The organism is Algoriphagus lutimaris (genome assembly GCF_017051705.1).
Lineage (GTDB): Bacteria > Bacteroidota > Bacteroidia > Cytophagales > Cyclobacteriaceae > Algoriphagus > Algoriphagus lutimaris.
The window spans coordinates 1,927,527-1,950,561 of sequence record NZ_JAFIDJ010000001.1 but is presented as its reverse complement, the minus strand read 5'-3'; the positions used below and the strand labels follow the sequence as shown (position 1 = coordinate 1,950,561).

The following is a 23,035-nucleotide window of genomic DNA, read 5'->3' as shown; positions in this document are numbered from 1 at the left end:
TTAATCAACCTTTTATGTGACATAAGTCATGAATTTCTTAGGAGAAATCGGGTAGGTTTATTGTGTTGAAAGAGATTTTCAACTGAACCTTTAAATCAACCAAACCTTGGAAATCATGAAAAAGAACATGGGAACAATCGATAGAGCAATTAGATTGATTGTAGCAGCAGTTTTAGTGCTACTATACTTCTCTGGAATAGTTTCAGGAACTTTAGGTGTCATTTCATTAGTAGTGGCACTGGTATTCGTAATTACTAGCCTTGTCAGCTATTGTCCATTGTATGCTCTCGTTGGAATCAAAACATGCCATCATAACACTGTAAAATAAGATAGTTTATAAATACTAAAAATTTTAAAACCAGAATGAATAGATTCTGGTTTTTTTATGATGTAAATTCACCGTCTAAAAGAATTTAAAGTTGAAAATTTCAATATTTACCATACTATTGAAATTTGAATCAAAAAATACCAATTCATGAAGAATAACAAACGAAGAGAGTTCCTAAAAGCTTCTGGACTTGCAGGCTTAGGTTTAATTGGAGCAGGATCTGCTTTTGCAGAAACAAATATCAATGAGCTGCCAGGACAAATTCAAAAATATGCTGGAAGAGCTCAAAAATTTAATATGTCTGGATATGCTGCCCCTAAAATTGAGACTGTAAGAGTGGGGATTGTTGGTTTGGGAATGAGAGGTCCTGGTGCCGTAAATCGTTTGAGTAAAATTGAAGGGGTTGAGATTAAAGCCCTATGTGACTTGATGCCAGAAAGAGTGGAGAAGGCCAAGGAGCAATTAAAAGGTACATCCCATAACCCTGATGGTTATTCTGGGAAAGTATATTCCTGGAAGGAAATGTTTGATCGTCCGGATTTGGATTTGATATACATTGCTACACCTTGGGAATGGCATACTCCAATGGCTGTTTATGCCATGGAAGCTGGTAAACATGCGGCTTGTGAAGTGCCAATTGCAAGAACTTTAGATGAATGCTGGCAATTAGTAGAGACTTCTGAGCGTACCAAAAAGCACTGTATGCAGTTAGAAAACTGTTGCTATGACTTCTTTGAATTAATGACCTTGAAAATGGCAAGAGAAGGGTACTTCGGAGAAGTTCTACATGTAGAAGGTGCTTATATCCATGATTTGCTTGCACTTAATTTCGATAAAAATGGATACCAAGGCATGTGGAGATTGAAAGAAAATTACCGTGATGGAAATTTATACCCTACGCATGGATTAGGCCCTATTTGCCAAATCTTGAATATTAATAGAGGTGATCAGATGGATTATTTAACCTCTGTTTCATCTAATGATTTTATGATGAAAGAGAAAGCTGAAGAATTAGCTGCTCAAGATAATTTCTTCTCTGATTTTGCTGCCAAAAGCTACAGAGGAAATATGAATACTTCAGTCGTGAAGACTAAAAATGGAAAGACCATCATGATTCAGCATGATGTGACTAGCCCAAGACCTTATTCTAGACTTCATGTCGTAAGTGGTACCGAAGGCTATGCTCAGAAATACCCAAGCCCTAAAGTATCAAGAGGACATGGTTGGTTGAATGATGAGGAATTTAAGGATCTTGAAACAAAATACACTCCTGAAATTGTACAAAAAGTAGGAGAGTTGGCCAAGCAAGTTGGAGGTCATGGAGGAATGGACTTCATCATGGACTGGAGACTAATTGACTGCTTGAGAAATGGTTTGCCTTTGGATCAGGATGTATATGATGCTGCTCTTTGGAGTAGTATTTCACCATTGAGTGAATGGTCTGTTGCCAATCGTTCCAACTCTATTGATGTACCTGACTTTACAGGGGGTAGTTGGAAAACCAACAAGCCAGTTCCTATTACATTAAGAGGATAAAAATTGGAAGCCCGATAAGCAATTATCGGGCTTTTTTAATGTTCAATAGAAAATGAGTGATTTTTTCTATTGAACATAGTGTCACATTGAGCGGAGTCGAAATATGATATCTTCAATTTTTAGTTATTAGATCGTATGATCTCTCCTTTGATCCTCTCCATTCCAAATCTTTTTTAGACCAGTCTTCTGCTGGGTCTGACCAGAAAGGATGACTTGCAGGAAGATCTAAGGGTAGGAATCCTAGTGAATAGAGGAATAAACTACCGGTACTGATATAGGGCTCTGCAAGGCCTGGCAGGAGTCCCGTCAATCCCAGTTGAAGCCAGTTGTTCGGATCAAAGGTATCTTTTGCTGAAAAAAGCCGGGTGTATACTTTGGTCAAAGCAGCTCTTTCTGACCGTTACTCAATTCTTCTGGAAGTATTTCTTTTAGAGCCAATTCTGCCCAAGGATGGAATGCACAAGATCCGTAATAAATAAATCCTCCAGTAATAAAAAGATCTTCCAATAACAGGGTAAGTTCCCTCTGTAGAGATCATCAATTCCAGCTGTCTGCTAAATCGCTGCATCCGTATTTTAGCTTCTTTCAAATCAGTCTCATAAGCTTTTTGTTTTGTTGCTGCTACTTCAAGTACTTGGATGATCATAGGTTGTATGAGGAAAGAATTGTGATAGTCTAAATGGAAGTTAAGACCATTTCCATACCATCCGTTTCCAAAGGATCCTAAAGTTGTTTTGGCCATCGCATGATCCCAATAACCAAAAATGATCCATCTACTAATGGTTGAGTCCCTTTAGTCCAAATGATGTAATTAGGAGAATTTGGATCTACTGCATGTTTGATGCTCAGAAGAGCTTTTTCTCTTAATTCCTCTTGTAATAGAGTTTTTTCTCTTTTGATGTCTCATAACACTAACTAAGGTTCCGAACCAGCTAGCAGCCTACCTATGACTTCTAAATAGGTTTCCTTATCCCGGTCACCTGATGCATCCTAGGGAACTTCCAAAGGTATGGAAGCCGTGAGTTTTCCATGTAACATGGCATCCAATATTGGATGGGATATTTTATAAAATAATTCTACCTAGACTTTCCTGTCGGATGTCGGGGGAGTTTTAATGAATTCGCCTTTTACCTGATATCAAGAACTGGAATAGCCTTGATAAAGTCACGTTTTTTAATTGTCATTTATGGCGGTAATTAGTCTTTAGAATCAGAAAGAAGGTTGATTACGGCTTTATTTAATTGATTATCTTTTCCTATCAACTCATCAATTTCTACAATTGATACTTTCCTGAAATCAATCGGGTGACTTTCGCTTTGAAGTGATATGTAACCCTCCTTGAGCAGCTGCCCATCAATTTTTACAGCTGGATCAAAAGGAGCCACGCTTCCACCGCCAATTTGTGGTTTGTTGTAACTGAAAACCGTATCCATACCCACCATATGGTGAATGACAGAGTCGTTCAACACAATAAAGTTGGCGGTAACCCATTGGTCTCCTGCATAGGTTTTTGAGGAGGAATTAATACAATGTGGTGTGAAAAGTGTATCTGCTAAAACTACATTAGTCCCTGGAGTACAAAGGTTGCATGTGCTTCGTTCATCTGTTCCGTTGCCTCCCAAAAATTGGGCTTCCACTGAAATTGGGAAATTTTGGTCCACTAACATGGTTCTTGGATCTTGTCCATGCAACATTGCTCCGCTATTTCTCCAAGCCCATCCTTCCCCACCATTTGCCTGCTCTCCAACAAACCTATATTGGACTTGAAGTACATAATTAGAAAATGATTCATCATAGAAAATATGGCCGTATTGCTGGTCAAATTGATCGTATCCGTCATAGCGTACCTGCATCATTCCGTCTTCCACACTAAACGTATTGGCAAAGTTGTCATTCAACTCATGTTTGCTAATTTTGATTATCCAATTGTCCAGATCTTTCCCACTGAATAACTCTCGCCATTCAAGTTTTGGAACTTCTTCTTCCACTGAAGTTTGGTTGCCCGAACTACAGGCAAAAAGAGTAAGACAACTCAATGCTAAGCTGATTGATTTTTTCATTTTATTTCAGTTGTAATGTGACAAGTACAGGATAATGATCCGAGTGTGGAACATTCAAAACCTCGTATGATAAAAGGGAAAATTTGCTAGAGTCAAACCAAATGTAGTCTATTCTCTTACCATCTTCCATAGATCCATAGGTAGGAGAATAGGGGGTAGGTAATGCACCCGCATCTTTCCAATTTCCCTTGATACTTCGATATTCTTCGGAAGTAGGTGTAAAATTTAAATCTCCTGCCCAAATCGTCGGCATTCTTTCTTTTTTTGCTTTTTTACTTACTTCCGAAACTTGGGCAATTCTGTTTTTTTCAAATTGATGGCATAAGTGGGTGCCAGCAAATGCGATTTTAGTACCAGAGTCTAAGGTGATAGTAGCCCATGCAGCAGCTCTTGGCTCGCCTCCTTCAGGTATGGATAAGTTTTGAGTTTCAAAAGTAGCCGGATTTTTAATCAGCAAGCCCTCTCCATAGCCTCCTTCTGCAAAATCCATTGCTTTTGCGAAGTAGCCATGGTACCCAGTTAACTCCGAAAGTTGCTGTACTAAATCTACTTTGGTGCCATAAACTTTTGCGGTTCGGGTAGTCATACTGTCCACTTCCTGCATGGCTACTATATCCGGATTAAGTTCTTTGATCAATCCCGCAATTTCTTCCAGGTTTGATTGTCCTAGATTAAAGGGGTTTTCACCATGGTAAATATTGTAAGTTAGAACTTTTACTATTTCATTTTTGTCCTGGGCAAAAAGAACACTGCTTAGCAGGTAAAAAGAAAGCATTAAGAAAAAAGTTTTCATTAATTCATTAAGTGTTGGATTTTCAGTTGAAAGGTAAAAAGGAATACATCAAATTCTCCAGTTTCCTTGGTGAAAGGTTGATTTTAAAGGATGAAATAGATTTTAGATCGATTTTCAAATTGGTTGGGAATAGGCTTTGAGAATAATAGAGGCTTGAAATTGAATTTATCAATTGATTAAGTTCAATAGGAGAAATATCCTGTAGAATCAACTATATTCAGGATAAAGTTAGTTAGATGAGAAAACTCGGGATAGCACTTATTTTGCTTATTATTTTAAGTATAGCAGGCACCTATTTTTTGGAAAATTGGCTTTCCAAGAGAATTCCCAAAATCCTCAATGAACAACAGGATAGAGATTACGATTTACTTTTTGAAGAAATCAACATCCATTTATTGCAAAGTAAAGTTGATTTGCAGGGGATCAGACTGGTTCCTTTAAATGATTCCGTAAATACAAAAGTGAGTGGATCCTTAAGAGAAATTTCTATGTCAGGAATGGACTTGTTGAAAGTAATTTTTGACAGGAAGCTAGAAATTAATGAATTGAAAATCGTAGAACCCTCTTTCCGATTGATTCAAAAAAAAAATAAAAAAGGAACTGCACAAGAGAGTTCTATGGCTCTCCAGTTGTTGTTTCAGGATATAATTTCCAGAGGGGAGATTAAGGATATTATTCTCGAGAATGGTAATGCTGAATTTTTCAGAGATGTGGATAGCTTGGTTAGAGTTGGGCAATTCACGGATTTAAATTTAGAAATCAAAGATTTACAATCTGATTCAGCTTTGATCAAAAAAGATATTCCATTTACATTGGAAAGTCTCGTAGCCAATCTGAAGAATATAGAATACTTAGTAAACCCAGATCAACTTATAAGGGTAAAGGAAATGACTTACAACTCTCAGGAAAATTCGGTGATTTTTAATGGGATTGGGTTCACCTATAATTCAGGACTGCTCGATGCCTTAAGTCAAACCGAGTTTCAAAAGGATTTGATTGAATTTGAAGTTAAAGAATTAAAATTGAGTCATATTGATACTAAGAGCAGTATCTATGGTGATTTGTCTCTTATTGCAGGGTTGGTCACGATTGACAGTCTCGATTTAATAGACCTAAGGGATAAGAACAAACCTAGACCTTCAGAACCAGTTAAACCTATGTTTGAGGGGTTGATAGAAAAAATTCCTTTTCCCTTGAGATTAGATACTATCAGAATTCAAAACTCTATAATCTCTTACCAAGAAATTGGGGAGGGTAATTCGGAACCAGCCAACTTGTCTTTTGAAAATGTTTCTGCTGAACTTTACAATGTTCTTACTACCGATTCATTGCAACAGGGTAAAACCATGAAATTGAATTCACGCGCAAAGTTAAGAGGACATGCTGATGTAGAAATGGATATTCAGGTTCCTTATGGAAATGACGTTTTTAAATTAAATGCCACTATTAGTGGGTTTAACTTACCTGTTATCAATGAGCTATTTGCGAAGATGGGTAAATTCAGAGTCGATTCAGGAATTCTTTTAGGTTTAAGATTGACGATGGATGCCCAAAAATATTCATCCAGAAATACCCTTGCTTTTGACTATAGGGAGTTGAAATTAGAAATGATTCCAGATGATGATTCAAAAAAGGGACTGAATACCTTGATTAATTCGGCTGCAAACTTATTTACTTCTAAGGAGAATATTCCTAACTCCAAAAATTATAAAACTGCCAGTTATAACACGAGTAGAAACGTGTACAGAGGTCCTTTTAATTTGATCTGGGAATCCTCGAAGGAGGGATTAATAGAAATAGTCCCAGTGGGTATAGCCAGAACAATCATTGGAGGAAGGAAAAAATAAAGAGGCCACCTCTTTTGTATTATTTAAAAGGTAGCCTCCTTTTTCTGTTTTTTATGCTTTAATTAGTCTTCTTTCGAAGCCATAGTACGTATGAATATCATCAATGAATTCATGCTGTGGACCTGAAGGCCAATTGTCTTGGTCAAATCCAGGGGCCTTTTCAAGCTTTTCTTTTTCAACATTGACAATGATAACATCTTTTTGTTGAGTTTGGAAATGAAATGCTTGCCATGGTAAAGCCAGAAGTTTGGTTCCCATATTTAGGAAGCCTTCGTCAACTGCCAATACAGCATACACTACTTCTCCGGTTTCTGTGTCAATCATTAAATCTTTGATTTTCCCTACTTTTTCATCTCTTGCAGTTTTAATGGTGCAATTATGGGTAGTCGAGCTACTAATTGGAAAATGATAATCGGTATTCATGGTTATGTTGGTTTAGTGAAACTTAAATTTTTATACTAAACTATTAACCAGTACCATGCCATCTCTCTAAATGCTTAATAGAACGTTTTTTTTGTTTTAAATGATGAAAATGTTGTGGGATATAGACTCAATAAGGGAAAAGAATTCCTTTATTTTTTCTTTCGCTTGACCATCTCTTTTGCTACTTCCTGATCTAGCGGGTAGGGACTTTCCTCTAGATGGTTAATGATATATTGATAATTGGTTTCATCTCTATTTTGAGAAAGTTTAGCACTTGCGTGAACCTCATTGATTTTTATTTCTATCCCAATTAAACCTTTCAATTGGCTGTTGAGATATTTTTCGCTCATACCTTCCACTGTCACAGGATTTGACCTTCCTTCCTCAAAGGTATCGACAAGCGATTTGAGGTGTTCCATCAACTCATCCCCTTCAATGATCCGGATATTCCCATAGATGTGAACTGCTAAGTAATTCCAAGTTGGTACATTTTCGTGGTTATACCAGGAGGAGGAAATGTATGCATGAGGTCCTTGGAATAGAACCAATACTTCTTCTTCTCCCAAATGCTTCCACTGTTGATTGGCTTTTGCTACATGTCCCGATAAGACCGCATCTCCATTTTTGTCTTTGCTTAATAGCAATGGGAGGTGGGTTGCCCATGGTTTTCCGTCTACCTTGGATACAAGTGTAGCGAAGGGGTTTTGCTGGATTAAGTTGATTATTTCATCTTCATTTTCCCAGCGATTAATAGGGTGTATATACATTGCTTGAAAGATTCTGGTCTGAAATTAAAAAGGAAATTTTGAAGAAAGAGAAAATCGGGCTTATTTCACTAATTATCATTTTTATTATTTTAGTTATATGAATAGTCAGTCCACTGATAAACTCGAGTTTGCAGCAAAATTTGTCAATAATACCAACGCTCCAATATTTTTGACAGGAAAGGCTGGAACTGGAAAAACCACGTTTTTACGGGATTTGGCTAAGCGAACTCATAAAAGGCATGTGGTCTTGGCTCCAACAGGAATTGCTGCATTGCATGCGAAAGGAGTGACCATTCATTCACAATTTTTGCTTCCATTAGGAAGTTTTTTGCCAGTAAGAGAGCCCGAGGGGAATTTTACAGATCAGTATGGCTTCTATACCCAGCATACCTTGGGAAGAAGACACCCGTTGAACCAGCTCCGAAAAAGTGTACTAAAAGCTGTGGAACTATTGGTGATCGATGAAGTCAGTATGCTTCGAGCAGATGTCTTAGATGCCATCGATTACAGGTTGAAAAGTGTCAAAAGGAATTTTAAAGAACCTTTTGGTGGAGTCCAAATTTTAATGATTGGAGACTTATATCAATTGCCTCCTATCGTCAAAGATGATGAATGGCAAGTGCTCAATAGGTTTTATAATAGCATGCATTTTTTTGAGGCCAAGGCGTTGCAAAATTCTGGAATGGTTTATCTGGAACTGGATAAGATTTTCCGTCAACAAGATGATCAGTTTATCACTGTGCTCAACCACTTACGGGATAATAGGGTGACGCATGAAGATATTCAGCTTTTGAATAAATATTATAAAACAGCAGAAGAAATAGGGGAATTGGAGGATTACATCACCATCACCACCCATAATTACAAAGCGGATCAAATCAATCAAAAAGAGATGGAGAATCTGACCGGTTCTTCCAGTTTCTATGAGGCGGAGCTTGAGGGAGACTTTCCAGAATCCTTATTTCCCCTTCCGCAAAAACTTGAATTAAGGGAAGGAGCACAGATTATGTTCGTAAAAAATGACAGTTCTGGGAATGCTTCCTACTTCAATGGTAAAATCGCTAAGGTGCTACATCTCAAAAAGAATGAGATTTTGGTCGAAATGCAGGATACCCATGAAGAATACACTTTGAGGAAAGAAGTATGGGAAAATAAAAAGTACGTAGTCAATCCGGATACAAAGGAACTGGAAGATGAGGTGGTGGGAACATTTGCTCAATACCCTATCAAATTGGCCTGGGCGGTGACTGTTCATAAGAGCCAAGGCTTAACCTTTGACAAGGCAATCATTGATGTAGGAAGAGCTTTTGCACCTGGACAGGTTTATGTGGCACTATCTAGGTTAAGAAGCTTAGAAGGCTTGGTTTTAAGAAGTAAAATCCAATCAAACTTGGTGTATTCTGATCAACAAGTTGTCAATTTTTCTCAAAGTGCGGGAAATCAACCTGAATTATCTGGTTTGTTGCTTCAGCACCAATATCGATATTTGGGTAGTTTGGTGGATCAAACTTTTGATTTTTTACCTGTTTTGAGGGAGTTAGAAAGCTTCCAAAAAGAGCAAAGCAGCAGTATGGAGTTTGAGGATGTTGAAATGCAAGTAACCATTCCGGAGGTTTATGAAGCGATTTCCAGAGAGGTGGGCAATACGGAGAAATTTAGGAGGCAACTTCTCTTTTTACTTCAAGAAAAAGAATCTGAAAAAATACAGGAAAGAATTGCCAAAGGAGGTCAGTACTACCGAAATCTGATGGCTAATTCCTTAAAAAAAATCATTTCTCAGATGGGAATGGCCGAGCAATTTTCCAGAACCAAAAAGTATTTGGAAGGCTTGGAGGCGGTTGAAGAGAGTTTGTTAAGAAAATACCTGGAAATCAGTAAGCTAGGAAGATTGATTGAAGTGATTTCAAGCGGTGGTGTTCCAGAGAAAATGGAAGATTTAGAAGAAGAGATGCTGAGCTTGAGAAGGCAATTTATATTCATGGCCAAGGAGCATGCTGCAGATAAAATAAAAGATATAAAGTCTAAAACCGGCCGAAAAAAGAAAGGAGCTTTAACACCCAAAAGGCAAAAAGGAGATTCTCAGGAAGTAACTTTCCTGTTGTTTCAAGAAGGAAAAACCATTAAGGAAATTTCTAAGGAGCGGAGTTTAGCGCTATCTACAATCAAAAGTCATTTGGCTTATGGGATTGAAACAGGCAGAGTGGAATTGGAGGATTGCTTGACTCAAGATGTCATAGCAGAAATTAGGGACCAATTGGAAAAGCAAAAGAGTATGAGTGATTTGAGAGCATTTTTTGATGGGAAATATGATTATGGAACGCTCAAAATGGTCATTGCAGGTAATAAGGTTGGGTTTTAAAAAATAAAAGGGGAGTCTTTAGGACTCCCCAACTCGGAAACGGGAATAGATTAATTTTTAATGTTTCCGTAGTATTTATCATGAAATTCATACCGCAACTGATCCTGTGCCTCTATTTGTTTACTCTCCACGTCAATGATCATGGTGGCAGGTGTTTCGTCCGAACCTATTACCACATCCCAAGTTGGTAGTCCCTCTCCATTTGGATTTCCAGTTTTAATGAAATTCGCAAAATATTCCATAAATGTTTTGGATACTTGGTAATCCTCCTCTGTCCAAGCATACGCATCTACCAAGTGAAGGTTACCCATTGCATATTCAATTTCACAGGCATGGGGAGCTCCGATGGGTTCAGGCATTTTTGGTCCACCTTCGATCGTGCCTCCAGCAAGTCCAGGGGATAAATTAGCATTTTTAAGAGGTGGACGAAGTTTGCTATATAAATACCTGAAAACAGGTTGGTTTGAATTTTTCGCATGTAGATCTAACCATTTCCAGGTGCTGTATGCGATAAATCTATCCGCTGCCAAATGAGTAGCAGACCATTCTACTTCGTTTATGTCGGCATGCGGATGAAGTCTCAAGACCTCTTCAAAGTCATTTGGGTAGGTTTGTTTCACTACTTCAATAAATGCTTCAGGAGTATAAGGTTTTCCCTGCATAAATGCCATCCCTGGGATTTCTGCTGAGTTCCATCCAGCTAATAGCGGGACCATTGCCTGTTCTTGGGCTTCAAATATTTCTGGTAAAGTCTTGGGTAAGAAATACCCATCAAGTACTACCGGGAAACCAAATCTTTGGGATTCATTGTAGATGTCATAAATATCTTTGGTAGATAAATTGCGTAATTCCTTCAAACTATTGTATCCAGCTTTGGACGCAAAATCAGCTCCTGTTTGTTCTGCTTCTTCTAGGCTTACTGGGGCTAAAGTAGGGTGGATTCCTGCTCCACTTTCTCCAATAGCTCCAGCAATTAAGTCTTTGGAAAGGGGAGATGCCATTTGATAGCTTACGGAAATTGAACCTGCAGATTCACCTGCGATTGTCACTTTTGTAGGATCTCCTCCGAACGCTTCGATATTTTCTTGAACCCATTTCAAAGAGGCCATTTGGTCCATGAGTCCATAATTCCCGGATGCATTGTAAGGTGATTCAGCACTTAGTTCAGGGTGTGCAAAGAAGCCAAATATGTTCAACCGGTAATTGACGGTGACTACTACAATACCTTTCTGAGCCATTGCTTCTCCATTATACCTGGGTTCAGAACCATCTCCTGCCACATAGCCTCCTCCATAGAAATAAACTAACACGGGAAGATTTTTGGTGTTTCTGTCAGCTGGTGTCCAAACATTAAGGTATAAACAATCTTCGCTTAACCCTTCTGATTTAAAGTCCATGTCTCCAAACACTGGAGCCTGTACTGCCCTAGGGCCAAATTGGATCGTTTTTTTGATTCCTGACCAATTGTCAAGGGGTTGAGGGGCTTTCCACCGGAGTTCGCCTACCGGTGCTTTGGCGAAAGGAATACCAAAGAATTTTTGAATCCCTGATTTGGTATCATAAGACCCTTCGATAATTCCGTTTTTTATTTTAGTTTGCACAGCAAATGCATTTAGGTTTTGGGCTTTCATTTGGAAAGGTAAAGTAACCAAAAGTGCCAGCGTTAAAATCTGAACTAGTTTCAAAGCAGATTTCATAGGAATGAGTTTATTGTTTCTTTATGAAACAATAGTAGTTCCATATTTTTACAAATCCAATAGATAACCTAGATTTTCAAAGAAAACCCATGTCATTACCCACCAATGAGTATCTCCCACATATTTCTTATGATTCGGTCATTTTTGGCTTTTCAGGGGAAAAGTTGAAGATCCTTATCCTTGAATACCATAATATGAATACTTTTGCGCTTCCTGGGGGATTTGTAAGAGTAGATGAGCCTTTGGATGAGGCAGTAAAAAGAGGCTTGTCTGAGCGAACGGGCTTAGATAAAATATACTTGGAACAGTTTCATACATTTGGTTCAATGCAGAGGTTCAAACCAGAAATAATGCGTAGAATCCTGGAGGAGCAAGGTCATCAAGTAGAGGATCATTGGATGTTGGGAAGATTTATCACAGTAGGGTATTATGCCTTAATCAATTATGAAAGCGTAACACCAACTCCAGATGCCCTTTCTGATTCCATCGACTGGTATGATTATGATCAATTACCAGAATTGATGATGGACCATAGGGAGTTGGTTGAAAAGGCCTTAGAGCATTTGAGAATTCATTTAGATCACAAGTTATTGAGCTTTAATCTATTGCCAGATAAATTCACCATGAAAGAGCTTCAACTTGTATATGAAGCTATTCTGGGGGAAGTATTGAATAGAGCAAATTTCCAACGCAAAATGTTGAGTCTTGGAATCTTGGAAAGGCATGATAAGCTATACACCGGAGGTTCTCACAAGGCGCCTTATTTGTACAGCTTTAAAAAGGTTTGAAATAATTTAAATAGGCAAGGAGTTTATAATGGTTATCAATTTTTTGGGAACAAATAATCGATAACCAAAAAGGGGAGCATAAAAAAACACTTGTTTGAAGCTTCGGGTAAATATTTCATGATCTGAACATTTGTCCCATTTTCAATTTACCCGTTGAAGCTCATAGATCTTTATTTTTTGGGAAGTGAGTCTAAGGTTTTTTCGGTAAGGATTGCCATAATGGTTGTTATTCCTTCTTTGTAATTTCCTAATCGTATATTTTCATTTGGACTGTGTTGATTGTTGTCAGCATTCACTGTAGGAATAGTTATTGCAGGAATTCCTAACGCATCCACAAAAGGGGAAATAGGAATAGAGCCTCCTGAAATCCTTATCTGAACAGGCTCTTTTCCAAAGGCTCGATTCATAGAAGCACGTAGCCATTGACCCGCTTCAGAGTCTAACGGAGTCCGAAATGCCTGGTAGGAAATGGAAAAATTCACTTTTACAATTTTCGGATATTTTATTCTTTCTTCATCACTGGGATCTTTGGTCACTATGTGGAAGCCTTGTTCTTCGATGTGGTTTTTGATTAATCCAAACAATCGCTCTGGATCTGATTCTGGAACCAATCTAATATCAATCTCTGCAATGGCAGTGGCAGGAACAATGGTTCTAGCTTCGTTTCCAACCCAGGCAGATTCTAGTCCTCTGATATTCAAAGAAGGGTATTGGATACTTTCTTGATAAGTTTGTCCTACGTTATCCGTTCTTCCGATACCTAGTTTTTTCTGGATTGCCTGTTCATCATCTGGAACTTTCGAAAGAATTTCTTTTTCTTCATTAGTCAATTCAATCCCATCATAATATCCTGGGATCAACACTCTTCCGTTTTCATCTTTCATCGAGGCCAATAATTGGGAAAGCAGTAAGGCCGGATTTGGGGCATAATTCCCATAATGTCCGCTGTGTTGTGGGAATTTTGGCCCATAGGTAGTCAATGTCAAATCAGAAATACCCCTCGCTCCAAAACTCAAGGTAGGCTCATTGCTCGTGTGCCTTGGACCATCTAAAATCAGCATCATATCTGCAGCTAATTTCTCTTTATATTTTACTACGGCTCCTGGAAGTTTAGGAGACCCTTGTTCTTCTTCAAAGTCCAAAATGATTTTTACATTAAAATCAGGCGTGATATTTTCTTTTGCTAACCCATCCCAAGCGGTAAGAAACATGGCTACTGGCCCTTTATCATCTGATGTGGAGCGCGCAAATATTCTCCAATTTGGATCATACTCATTTTGAAGTTTGGAAGTGGGGATGATTTCCCAATCTCCATTGGAATTTTGACTTTTGAGAACAGGTGAATAAGGGTCCTCTTGATTCCATTTGCTTCTATCTACCGCCTGTCCATCCATATGAAAATAAAACAGAATGGTTTTGGTAGCTCCCGGGGATCTTTTTCCAACTAAAAGCAGTGGAATCCCATCAGTTGCAAGTCGTTCGGTAGTCCAGCCCCTTTCTCCAAATTGCTTTTCGCTCCATGCAATGTTTACCTCAATTTGCTCTGGATAAAATGCATCATTGGGCATACTGACAATTTCTTGGAGTAAGGATAATCCGTGTTGCCAATTTTGCTCTGTTAATTGTTCGAGCTCAGATTTCTTTAATTCTTGAGCAAAACTTTGAAAATATGTGAAGGTTACAGCAAGAAGTAGTAATTTTTTCATAAGGTATCAGGTTGGATTTCAAAATAGATAAATAGAAGGCTAAAAGAAAGAAGCATTTGCTAATTGGTTACTTTAAAATCTGGAAGGAAAGTGAATTATGTCATTTATTCCTCTGTATAATAAGACTATAGGAATAGAAGCTTTTCAGTATATAGCTTATTTTAGGGGTACATTTTTACTTTTCACACTGAGTTGTCATGAAGAGCTTAGTAAGCTGTCCCATAATAAAATTAAGTACGAGCATAAGGTCTATAAATAGGTTAACTCTACATCGGTGAATGAGGACTTTTTTTAAAAAAGGAAAATCACGAAAGTAGTAGTTAGTATTAAAAAAATGATTTTAAAAAAAAGCCTTCTATGGCCTTTAATGTGTGGTTTAGGATTGAATTATTTTTTCTTTTTATAAATGAGATAGTGCTGGATGGGTAAGAATTTTCCATTTTTCTCCAATTCAAAACCATTGGCATTCAGCTCTTTGGTGACTTGTTTTTCGGTCATTTTGTGCAATGGTTTAATGTTGATAGTAGGATCTTCCCCTCGGTATTCAAGGAGAAGGACCTTGCCATTTGGAGATAAGGATTCATAAATACTTTGCAGCATTTCCTGAGGATAAAATAGCTCATGATAAACATCAACCATAATCACTAGGTCTATTGCTCCTTTTGGAAGGTTAGGTGATTTTTCTGATCCTTGAACAGTCTCAATATTCTTTAAGTTTAGCTCATTACTTTTTGCATTGATGTAATCAATTGCATCCTTCTGAATCTCTACAGCATACACTTTTCCTTGCGGAACAAGTGGAGCGATTCGAAAGGTGTAATATCCTGAGCCTGCACCAATATCTGCCACTGTGCTTGATGAATTGATGGGTAGATTTTTTAAAGCTGCAGTAATTCCTTCTTCTCGCTCTCTACTCGCTCTTTCCAGCCAGTCTTTTCCTGCAAATCCCATGACTTGGGAAATTTCTCTTCCTAAGTAAACTTTCCCTGTTCCATCCCAACTCGGATCCTTGGATTGGTAGACTTGGGTACCTTTTTTAGAAGATTGAGCTAATATCACCTGGTGAAAATTGAAGGCAATTCCGAGGATTATAGTAAGAACATATCGATTCATCTTATTTCTTTTACTAGTAAACTTAAATAACTCACGCTTGTTTTTATTAAAAGGTAAATATGGCTATTCTTAGAACGCAGAAACTTTATTACAGGATTATTCAAAGAAAGGAGTCAAAATCCATTTAAATAGGGCTCTAATAGAATGTAGATAAAAAAAGCGAATTCAACCTATGTTTTAAGTCATTCATTTTCAAGGAAATCATTGCTATTTCTTTAATTTAATAGTATATTCATTTAGAATTTTTTAGCTACCTCAATTGAATAAGTGTGTTAGTTCAACTTAATATATTTTTAAATGAAAGAATCAAATAGTAATTCTCGAAGAAGTTTTCTTGAAAAAATCGCATTAGGTTCTGCGGTTGGTGGATTAGCTGGAATATTGAATCCAGCAGTTGGAAATCCAATAGAAGAAAATAAGAAGAAGATGCATGAAGCTGACGAATGGTTTAAAAAAATCAAAGGTTCGCATCGAATTGTATATGATGGTTCTACACCTCATGATGGGTTCCCAATTATTTGGAATTGGGCATTTTACTTAACCAATAATCAAACCGATAGTCCTGATTCTGACATTACTGCCATGACGGTGCTAAGACATGGAGCCATTCCATTTGCACTGGAGGATAGGCTTTGGTCAAAGTATAAATTAGGGGCAGTATTTGAAGTGAATGATCCTGCCACAGGTGCTCCGTCCTTAAGAAATCTATATTATGAGCCAAAACCGGGCGATTTTCCAATGCCTCAAATTCAAGGGATCAAAGATCTTCAAGCAAGGGGAGCCATGTTTTGTGTTTGTGATTTAGCACTTCAGGTGTATAGTGGGGCTATAGCGGGTCAGATGAACCTGCAAATGGAAGATGTTTACAAAGATATGATAAGTGGAGTGCACCCTGGAATCCAAGTCGTTCCTTCTGGTGTATGGGCATTGGGTAGAGCTCAAGAGCACGGCTGCGCTTATGTTTTTGCTGGAGGCTAAAATGTAGAAATGATGAAAAAGTCTGTTTTATTCCTGTTTGGATTGATTCTTTCCATGGCTGTATATGCTCAAACACCTCCTGTTAAAATTGTTTTTGACGTGACAAGCGGTGAGGAAGGGGTACATCAATCAGCTATGAGGCACATTTCTGTGATGGCGAATCAATACCCTGATTCTGAATTCGAAATGGTGGTCTATAGCAGTGCATTAGACATGGTTTTGAAAGATAAGTCCTCGGTTTCCAAAGAATTGGAGGAACTAGCAAAAAAAGAGAATGTGACCTTTAAGGTTTGCCAAATGAGTTTGGACAGGTATAAACTAACCACTTCCAGTTTGATCCCTGGTGTCGGAACGGTTCCTGATGGGATTTTAGAGATCATCAAGAAGCAGCAAGAAGGCTGGGGATATATCAAGGAGAGTAAATAATTGCTCTTACCTTTAAATCTAGGAGGGCCTGAGCAATCGGGCCCTTTTTTATTTTAGCAAAGCTACCAATTCATCCATTTTCATAAATTCTCCCAATGGAAATGAAATTGAATGTTCCTCGCTCGGATAGTTTACAAAGATTACTTCTTGATGGTTGTCGAAAAATCTACTGAATAGTTCCTGAGCTATAGAGGATTTTGAATTGATTTGAAGGAGCTTTTCTAATGTTTCTGCATGAAAAAAGCCGATGATCTGTTTCTTATTGTTCAAGGCAAATTCAATTTCTTTGGCAGACCAGATTGAATGAAAGATGTTTTCCGATAAAAAGACTGCGAAAAAAGGTAGCTTTTCAATTGCCGTTTTTACCTCCGAATTGATATGCTGATGATACAGTAAATCAGTTTCTGCCAGCCAAAGATGCAGGTCTTGTTTAGCAAGTGCTTTAGCCAGATCAACTACCTTATCTGAATCTTTGAAGCTATGGGATAAAAACATAGATTTTTCCGCACTTCTATTCAATTCATCCAATAAGAGCTCTTGATCTTGCTTTAAAAAATCCATTCCCTCTCTTTTTTTGACTTTATCAATATGCCCCCAGAGTACGTCTAAGCTTTTCTTAGAAGGCAAGGTGGAATAGCGAAATTGATGGTCTCTACTTTTTTGATACGCTTTCAGTAACATTTCATCCAATTCCAAAGGAGAAATGGAGGCAATTTGTAAAGACTGAAGTATTCCCTGTGAAGTATTCCATTTCGAATTAGATGTTAAAAGGAATTGTTCAACTTGATGTATGAAGGTGGAATCTTCCATATTCCAAGAGATCTTATTTCAATTTGACCAAAGGGTAGTTCAATCCATTTACTTCGTTTTTCATTACTTGGTATTTTTTCAGGCTTCGGAACAATTCCGTAAGATTTCTAAAGCCATAAGATCTTGGGTCAAAGCTAGGGTCTATCTTTCTCAATGATGATCCGATTTTGGCGATGTGAATTTCTTCTTCTTCGTCCGAAGAAATCTCAAAAGCTTTGTCAATTAAATTTAAATCTAGGGTAGGAGCCTCTTTTAAAATTTCTTCTTTCTTAGAATCTTCTGACCTCGTATTTCCTTGTTTGGAAGTATTGGAAGGAGTTTTATCGCTTTTTCTAAAGGGAGTTTTATCCTCTTCCGTATCTGGGCCGAGGTTTTCAGCAAATGTGAAAATCTCGCAGGATTGGACAAAGGCTTTGGGAGTAATTCTTCGACCGATACCCATTACAAACAAACCTTCTTCCCGGATTCTTTTAGCAAGCCCGGTATAATCGGAATCACTTGACACAATACAAAATCCATCCACGCTATCGCTATGTAGAATATCCATGGCATCAATGATCAGGGAGCTATCTGTGGAGTTTTTTCCTGTGGTGTAAGAAAATTTTTGGATTGGGTTGAAAGAATGAAGGTTGATCATTTCTTTCCAGCTATTCATCTGTGGAATGGTCCAATCTCCATAAATACGACGGATGGTAGCTTTCCCATATTTGGAAACCTCTTCTAAAATCTCCTTAATTAATTTCGCCTGTGCATTATCGCCATCAATTAGTACTGCGATGTTGAATTTATTGTCTCTCATCTCTAATTTTTGTGAATAAGTAAATCTACCAAAAATTAAGTGCTTATCTCAGGAATGGTTTTCCCTAGTTTAGGTTATTTTAGAAAGTCGTACTTGGAATCAAGGATTCTTTGCGAACTTTGAATCTTCCTAAATCAAAACCTGTGGCCACAAAAGTTCTATTTATTACGCCTCCCTTTACCCAACTAAATACCCCTTATCCTGCGACAGCTTATTTAAAGGGGTACTTAAATACCTTGGGAATTCCTTCCAATCAAATGGATTTAGGGATGGAGGTGATTTTAGTATTGTTTTCAAAAAAAGGACTTCGAAAGGTTTTTGATTTGATTGAACAGCAGGATTTGGAGTTATCAGACAATGCTGCCCGAATAGTCAGGCTTCAAGCTAATTACCTTCAAACTATTGATGCAGTCATTTCTTTTTTGCAGGATAAAAACCCCACGTTGGCTTATCATATTTCGGAAGGAGATTACCTACCGGAAGCAAGTAGGTTTGAGCAATTGGATGATTTGGAGTGGGCATTTGGGACCTTGGGAGTACGTGATAAAGCCCGGTATTTTGCCACCTTGTATTTAGAAGATTTAGGAGATTTGATCACAGAAGCCATTGATCCAAATTTTGGTTTTAGTAGGTATGCAGAAAAACTCGCTGTTTCTGCGAGTGATTTTGATGAGATGGAATTTGCATTGAAGCAAGAAACTGGCTTGATAGACCAATTAATGCTAGAACTGCTTCTAAAAGAAATAGAAAAGGTTCAGCCTAATTCTATCGCATTTTCTGTTCCTTTTCCTGGAAACCTATATGGAGCTTTGAAATGTGGCCAATTTATCAAATCTCAATTTCCTGAAATCAGTGTTTGGATGGGAGGAGGGTACCCAAATACTGAACTTAGATCTTTGAAGGATCCGAGGATTTTTGATTACATCGATTTTATAACCTTGGATGATGGTGAAGCTCCTGTTCGCTTATTGTTAGAGCATTTGGATGGGAGGAGGTCTTTGGAGGAGCTGAAGAGAACATTTATTCGAGAAGATGGTAAGGTAAAGTTCCTAAATAATTCATCTGTGAAAGATGTGTCCCAGCGAGAGGTAGGGACTCCTGATTATTCGGATTTGAAATTACAGGATTACTTATCAGTCATTGAAGTAGCCAACCCCATGCATCGACTTTGGAGTGATGGGCGCTGGAACAAGTTGACTTTGGCACATGGGTGTTATTGGGGGAAGTGTACATTTTGTGATATCTCCCTGGATTATATTGGTCGATATGAGCCTATTACTGCTTCCATTCTGGTAGATAGAATTGAAGAGATTATGGACCAGACGGGAAATAATGGGTTCCATTTTGTAGATGAGGCGGCACCCCCTGCCTTGATGAGAGATTTGGCAATTGAAATTTTGAGACGAGGCTTGACAGTAGTTTGGTGGACCAATATCAGATTTGAAAGTAGCTTTACTTTAGATCTTTGCCGCTTGCTTAGAGCTTCTGGTTGCATTGCCATATCAGGAGGATTAGAAGTAGCTTCAGATCGCTTGCTTGCCCTAATTAAAAAAGGAGTGACAGTAGCTCAGGTGGCCCAAGTATGTAATCATTTTACTGAATCAGGAATTATGGTTCATGCTTATTTGATGTATGGATTTCCTACTCAGACTACACAAGAGACGGTTGACTCCTTAGAAATGGTCCGGCAACTTTTTGAAAAGGGGGTATTGCAATCAGCATTTTGGCATCGATTTGCAATGACTGCTCATAGCCCAGTAGGGTTGGATCCGAAAGCCTTTAGTGTATCCAGAGTGGGAGAGAAAGAAGGTGATTTTGCCAATAATGAACTTGAATTTGAGGACCCGGTAGGAGCTGAACATGGCGAGTTTGGAGATGGATTAAGAAAATCTCTATTTAATTACATGCATGGGATAGGCTTTGAAATTCCTCTACAAGATTGGTTTGCCAAGAAAATGCCAAAGACCACCATTGATCGTCAGTACATCGCTAAAGCCATTCAAAGCGAATCAGGTATTCCCTATAAGGATCAACAACGAATTCTCTGGATCGGGGCACAACCTGAATTGATCCCCTTGGAAGATGAGGATTCCTGTGATTTGGTATTTTCAGGGAAGAAAGAAGATTTTGCAATGGAATTACCTATGGCATTAGGAATTTGGGTGGCAGATTTACTTTCCCAGGTTTCTTATACCCAGCAATTAAGTACGCTCAAACCCATTCGCCAAAGTTATGAAAGTCAGCTAGGTGATTTTGAAGAGTTGGTAGAATCTGAGGTATGGGAAATTTTGCGAGAGCAAGGATTATTGATCTTTTAACCTATTTTGGTGCCTGTTATTTGGTAAAAAGGCTGGTTGTTAAAATTATTGAAATAAGATTATTTCCCCTTCTTTTAAATTATTGTGTAAATTCCAGTGGTACATTCATATACTATGGAAGAACAACTGATTTTAAAAAAAGAAAAAACGGATAGAGAGCATCAGACTTTCTTTCGAGTGACTTTTAAGAATAATTGCAATCTTCTTCAGATTGCTGACAACAAGGCAAATATCATTATTAGTATCAATGCCTTGGTTATTTCATCTGTGGTTGCCATCATGGGATATGGGACTATCTCTCATCAGATTGAAATAGAGCGACCTATTACTTTGTTACCTATTTTGTTGCTGCTATTTACCTGTTTTATTTCTACTATCCTGGCCGTTCAGTCAGCAAAGCCGAAAATCATGGGTAATAAAACCACATCCAATATAGACCCAAAATCCAGTATCATGTTTTTTGGTTCAAGTGCGGATTTATCAATGGAAGAGTACTTGAATGAGGTAAATCGGATCCTGCCTTCCAAAAAAGAAATTCAGGAGCAAATGTCCATCGCTTTGTTTTATCAGGCCAAAGTCCTCAATAAAAAATACATGCTCTTAAGACATGCTTACAATGTATTTATTTTGGGCTTAGCCCTAGGGATATTGACCTTTTTGATTTATTTAGGCATGATTTACTAATAAAATCCCATTAAAAAAGGGAAGCAAATCACTCCCCTTTTTTAGTATTAATAACTTTAACTTTTGAGCTTTTTATTAAAAAAGTCAATGGTTCTTTCCCAAGCCAAGGTAGCAGCTGCCTCATCGTATCTTGGGGTGGTATTATTGTGAAAACCGTGATTTACATCTGGGTAAACAAATGCTTGGTATTCAATATTGTTGGCTTTCAAAACTTCTTCGTATGCTGGCCATCCTGCATTGACGCGTTCATCCAATCCAGCATATTGAAGCATCAACGGAGCTTTGATTTTGGCTGCTTCCTCAGCAGAGGGCTGTCCTCCATAAAAAGGAACTGCAGCTCCCAAATCAGGTAGTCTTACGGCCATCATATTGGAAATCCAACCACCAAAGCAGAAGCCAACTACTCCGACTTCGCCTGTACAATTTGGATGTTTTTTGAGAGTTTCATAGGCAGCGATGAAGTCTTCCAACATTTCATTTCTATCTCTTTTGGATTGCATGGCTCTACCTTCATCATCATTGCCTGGATAGCCTCCCAAAGGAGTCAATGCATCTGGGGCCAAGGAAATAAAACCAGCAACCGCACATCTTCTTCCCACATCTTCAATATAGGGATTCAAACCTCTGTTTTCATGTACCACCACGATTCCTGGAACTTTGCCAGTCATCCCGGTAGGAGTGGAGAGTAATCCTTTGATTTTGCCTCCTCCTTTTGGGGAGTCGTACATGATATAATCAGATTCTAGGCGATCATCATCTGGTAATATGGTACGGGTGTCCACATAATTAGGCATCATCGCACTCATTAATGAGGCTACCGTAATTCCTCCAACAGCATATGCCGAAAGTTTTTCTACAAAAGTCCTTCGGTCTAACTTGTTGTGTGCATAGGCATCATACAGGTCAAAAACTTCCTGTTGGATATCTTCTTTGTTCAATTTTTTCATGGTCTGTTTGGTTAATCGGGGATTATTAAAAGTTCGATTTATAATTTATTAAAAATCAGTTTTTGTTTTTAGGATACTTTTGTTAAAAGTAATTTACTGAGAATGAATGGTTTTTAAATCATTGGATTCAATTTATCAATACTAGTCTTGAATTGCTATTCAAAATTTATGAGTTGGTCTCCTCCCTTTAAGTAGATTGATTTTTTATTAGCTTTTGCGATTTCAAATCCCCAAACCTTTCCAATAATTTGTTTTCCAATGTTTTCCGCTAATCCAATAGTTATAAATTGTGAAGATTCACTTATTAAGTCGACTGTAAATGATTCATAGCCTATTGCTGAGATAGTGTAAGTATGAATTTCTGGTCCTTTTGGAAGAATTATATTGCAAACTCCATTTTTATTAGATTGGAAATACTTGTTTTTTGATTTGTCCTCAAAGAATTTAAAAATAATTGCTGGGACTTCCATTTCATTTTTTAAATCATAGAATGTAAAGTGAAATTCGGCTGAATCTTTTGTTGATGGTTCTTCCTCTTCTTTCATTGAAATTTTGCTCCTAATTGGATCTTGGTTTGAAGAAAAAGTGAGAATCAAACTATCTTTTGAAAGCGAATATGTTCCGAACCCATAACTCTCTGGGCCTAAATCTCTACC

Annotated in this window: 21 protein-coding genes and 1 pseudogene; 9 read left to right on the top strand and 13 right to left on the bottom strand. The window is 37.9% G+C overall.

What is annotated here, in order from left to right; all coding sequences use genetic code 11:
• Positions 1–115: 115 nt before the first annotated feature.
• Positions 116–328: a YgaP family membrane protein gene (locus JYB62_RS08030; protein WP_205644879.1), complete on the top strand. Its 213-nt coding sequence runs from the start codon at positions 116–118 to the stop codon at positions 326–328.
• Between the two features lie 147 nt (positions 329–475).
• The gene (locus JYB62_RS08025; protein WP_205644878.1) at positions 476–1,864 is read left to right on the top strand and encodes a Gfo/Idh/MocA family protein; all 1,389 of its coding nucleotides are present in this window, start codon (positions 476–478) and stop codon (positions 1,862–1,864) included.
• A gap of 112 nt (positions 1,865–1,976) precedes the next feature.
• Here the strand turns inward: JYB62_RS08025 and JYB62_RS19855 are convergent.
• From JYB62_RS19855 to JYB62_RS08000, 4 genes and pseudogenes are all read right to left on the bottom strand, one after another.
• Positions 1,977–2,606: pseudogene (locus JYB62_RS19855) on the bottom strand (DUF2264 domain-containing protein).
• Positions 2,588–2,707: a hypothetical protein gene (locus JYB62_RS20105; protein ID WP_394369691.1), complete on the bottom strand. Its 120-nt coding sequence runs from the start codon at positions 2,705–2,707 to the stop codon at positions 2,588–2,590. Before JYB62_RS20105 ends, JYB62_RS19855 begins: the two are co-directional and overlap by 19 nt.
• A 353-nt stretch (positions 2,708–3,060) precedes the next feature.
• Positions 3,061–3,924 carry a 3-keto-disaccharide hydrolase gene (locus JYB62_RS08005; RefSeq protein ID WP_205644875.1) on the bottom strand — a complete coding sequence of 288 codons (864 nt, stop codon included), beginning with the start codon at positions 3,922–3,924 and terminating at the stop codon, positions 3,061–3,063.
• A 1-nt stretch (position 3,925) separates the two neighbouring features.
• Positions 3,926–4,717, bottom strand: a complete 792-nt coding sequence (locus JYB62_RS08000) for an endonuclease/exonuclease/phosphatase family protein (RefSeq protein WP_205644874.1) — start codon at positions 4,715–4,717, stop codon at positions 3,926–3,928.
• Between the two features lie 236 nt (positions 4,718–4,953).
• On the opposite strand from JYB62_RS08000, the gene JYB62_RS07995 reads away from it, so the two are divergent.
• Positions 4,954–6,564: a hypothetical protein gene (locus JYB62_RS07995; RefSeq protein WP_205644873.1), complete on the top strand. Its 1,611-nt coding sequence runs from the start codon at positions 4,954–4,956 to the stop codon at positions 6,562–6,564.
• A 51-nt stretch (positions 6,565–6,615) separates the two neighbouring features.
• Here the strand turns inward: JYB62_RS07995 and JYB62_RS07990 are convergent, their stop codons facing one another.
• The gene (locus JYB62_RS07990; protein WP_205644872.1) at positions 6,616–6,987 is read right to left on the bottom strand and encodes a PRC-barrel domain-containing protein; all 372 of its coding nucleotides are present in this window, start codon (positions 6,985–6,987) and stop codon (positions 6,616–6,618) included.
• Between the two features lie 149 nt (positions 6,988–7,136).
• Positions 7,137–7,754, bottom strand: coding sequence for an FMN-binding negative transcriptional regulator (locus JYB62_RS07985; protein WP_205644871.1), 618 nt, complete (start codon positions 7,752–7,754; stop codon positions 7,137–7,139).
• 97 nt (positions 7,755–7,851) lie between these two features.
• Between JYB62_RS07985 and JYB62_RS07980 the strand changes: the two genes are divergently transcribed.
• A complete protein-coding gene (locus JYB62_RS07980) occupies positions 7,852–10,113 on the top strand; it encodes a helix-turn-helix domain-containing protein (RefSeq protein WP_205644870.1) in 2,262 nt (753 codons plus the stop codon).
• Between the two features lie 50 nt (positions 10,114–10,163).
• Here JYB62_RS07980 and JYB62_RS07975 read toward each other — a convergent pair whose 3' ends face one another.
• On the bottom strand, positions 10,164–11,744 hold the full coding sequence (locus tag JYB62_RS07975) for a carboxylesterase/lipase family protein (RefSeq protein ID WP_205645431.1): 1,581 nt from the start codon (positions 11,742–11,744) through the stop codon (positions 10,164–10,166).
• Between the two features lie 155 nt (positions 11,745–11,899).
• Between JYB62_RS07975 and JYB62_RS07970 the strand changes: the two genes are divergently transcribed.
• Positions 11,900–12,598, top strand: a complete 699-nt coding sequence (locus tag JYB62_RS07970) for an NUDIX hydrolase (protein WP_205644869.1) — start codon at positions 11,900–11,902, stop codon at positions 12,596–12,598.
• Between the two features lie 170 nt (positions 12,599–12,768).
• On the opposite strand, the gene JYB62_RS07965 is transcribed toward JYB62_RS07970, so the two are convergent.
• On the bottom strand, positions 12,769–14,304 hold the full coding sequence (locus JYB62_RS07965; RefSeq protein WP_205644868.1) for a M20/M25/M40 family metallo-hydrolase: 1,536 nt from the start codon (positions 14,302–14,304) through the stop codon (positions 12,769–12,771).
• A 387-nt stretch (positions 14,305–14,691) separates the two neighbouring features.
• The gene (locus JYB62_RS07960; protein WP_205644867.1) at positions 14,692–15,417 is read right to left on the bottom strand and encodes a class I SAM-dependent methyltransferase; all 726 of its coding nucleotides are present in this window, start codon (positions 15,415–15,417) and stop codon (positions 14,692–14,694) included.
• Positions 15,418–15,714: 297 nt separating this feature from the next.
• Between JYB62_RS07960 and JYB62_RS07955 the strand changes: the two genes are divergently transcribed.
• Complete coding sequence (locus JYB62_RS07955; protein WP_205644866.1) at positions 15,715–16,395, top strand: Tat (twin-arginine translocation) pathway signal sequence containing protein; 681 nt, start codon at positions 15,715–15,717, stop codon at positions 16,393–16,395.
• Between the two features lie 12 nt (positions 16,396–16,407).
• Positions 16,408–16,821: a DsrE family protein gene (locus JYB62_RS07950; protein WP_205644865.1), complete on the top strand. Its 414-nt coding sequence runs from the start codon at positions 16,408–16,410 to the stop codon at positions 16,819–16,821.
• Between the two features lie 48 nt (positions 16,822–16,869).
• Here the strand turns inward: JYB62_RS07950 and JYB62_RS07945 are convergent, their stop codons facing one another.
• Positions 16,870–17,631, bottom strand: coding sequence for a toll/interleukin-1 receptor domain-containing protein (locus JYB62_RS07945; protein WP_205644864.1), 762 nt, complete (start codon positions 17,629–17,631; stop codon positions 16,870–16,872).
• A 13-nt stretch (positions 17,632–17,644) separates the two neighbouring features.
• On the bottom strand, positions 17,645–18,430 hold the full coding sequence (locus tag JYB62_RS07940) for an NYN domain-containing protein (protein ID WP_205644863.1): 786 nt from the start codon (positions 18,428–18,430) through the stop codon (positions 17,645–17,647).
• A gap of 143 nt (positions 18,431–18,573) precedes the next feature.
• Here JYB62_RS07940 and JYB62_RS07935 point away from each other — a divergent pair, with 143 nt between their 5' ends.
• Both JYB62_RS07935 and JYB62_RS07930 read left to right on the top strand, forming a co-directional pair.
• On the top strand, positions 18,574–20,748 hold the full coding sequence (locus JYB62_RS07935) for a B12-binding domain-containing radical SAM protein (protein WP_205644862.1): 2,175 nt from the start codon (positions 18,574–18,576) through the stop codon (positions 20,746–20,748).
• Between the two features lie 114 nt (positions 20,749–20,862).
• Positions 20,863–21,432: a Pycsar system effector family protein gene (locus JYB62_RS07930; RefSeq protein ID WP_205644861.1), complete on the top strand. Its 570-nt coding sequence runs from the start codon at positions 20,863–20,865 to the stop codon at positions 21,430–21,432.
• A gap of 56 nt (positions 21,433–21,488) precedes the next feature.
• Here JYB62_RS07930 and JYB62_RS07925 read toward each other — a convergent pair whose 3' ends face one another.
• Both JYB62_RS07925 and JYB62_RS07920 read right to left on the bottom strand, forming a co-directional pair.
• Positions 21,489–22,379 (bottom strand): dienelactone hydrolase family protein, encoded by an 891-nt coding sequence (locus tag JYB62_RS07925; RefSeq protein WP_205644860.1) that lies wholly within the window; start codon positions 22,377–22,379, stop codon positions 21,489–21,491.
• A 155-nt stretch (positions 22,380–22,534) separates the two neighbouring features.
• A complete protein-coding gene (locus tag JYB62_RS07920) occupies positions 22,535–22,924 on the bottom strand; it encodes a hypothetical protein (RefSeq protein ID WP_205644859.1) in 390 nt (129 codons plus the stop codon).
• Positions 22,925–23,035: the final 111 nt, after the last annotated feature.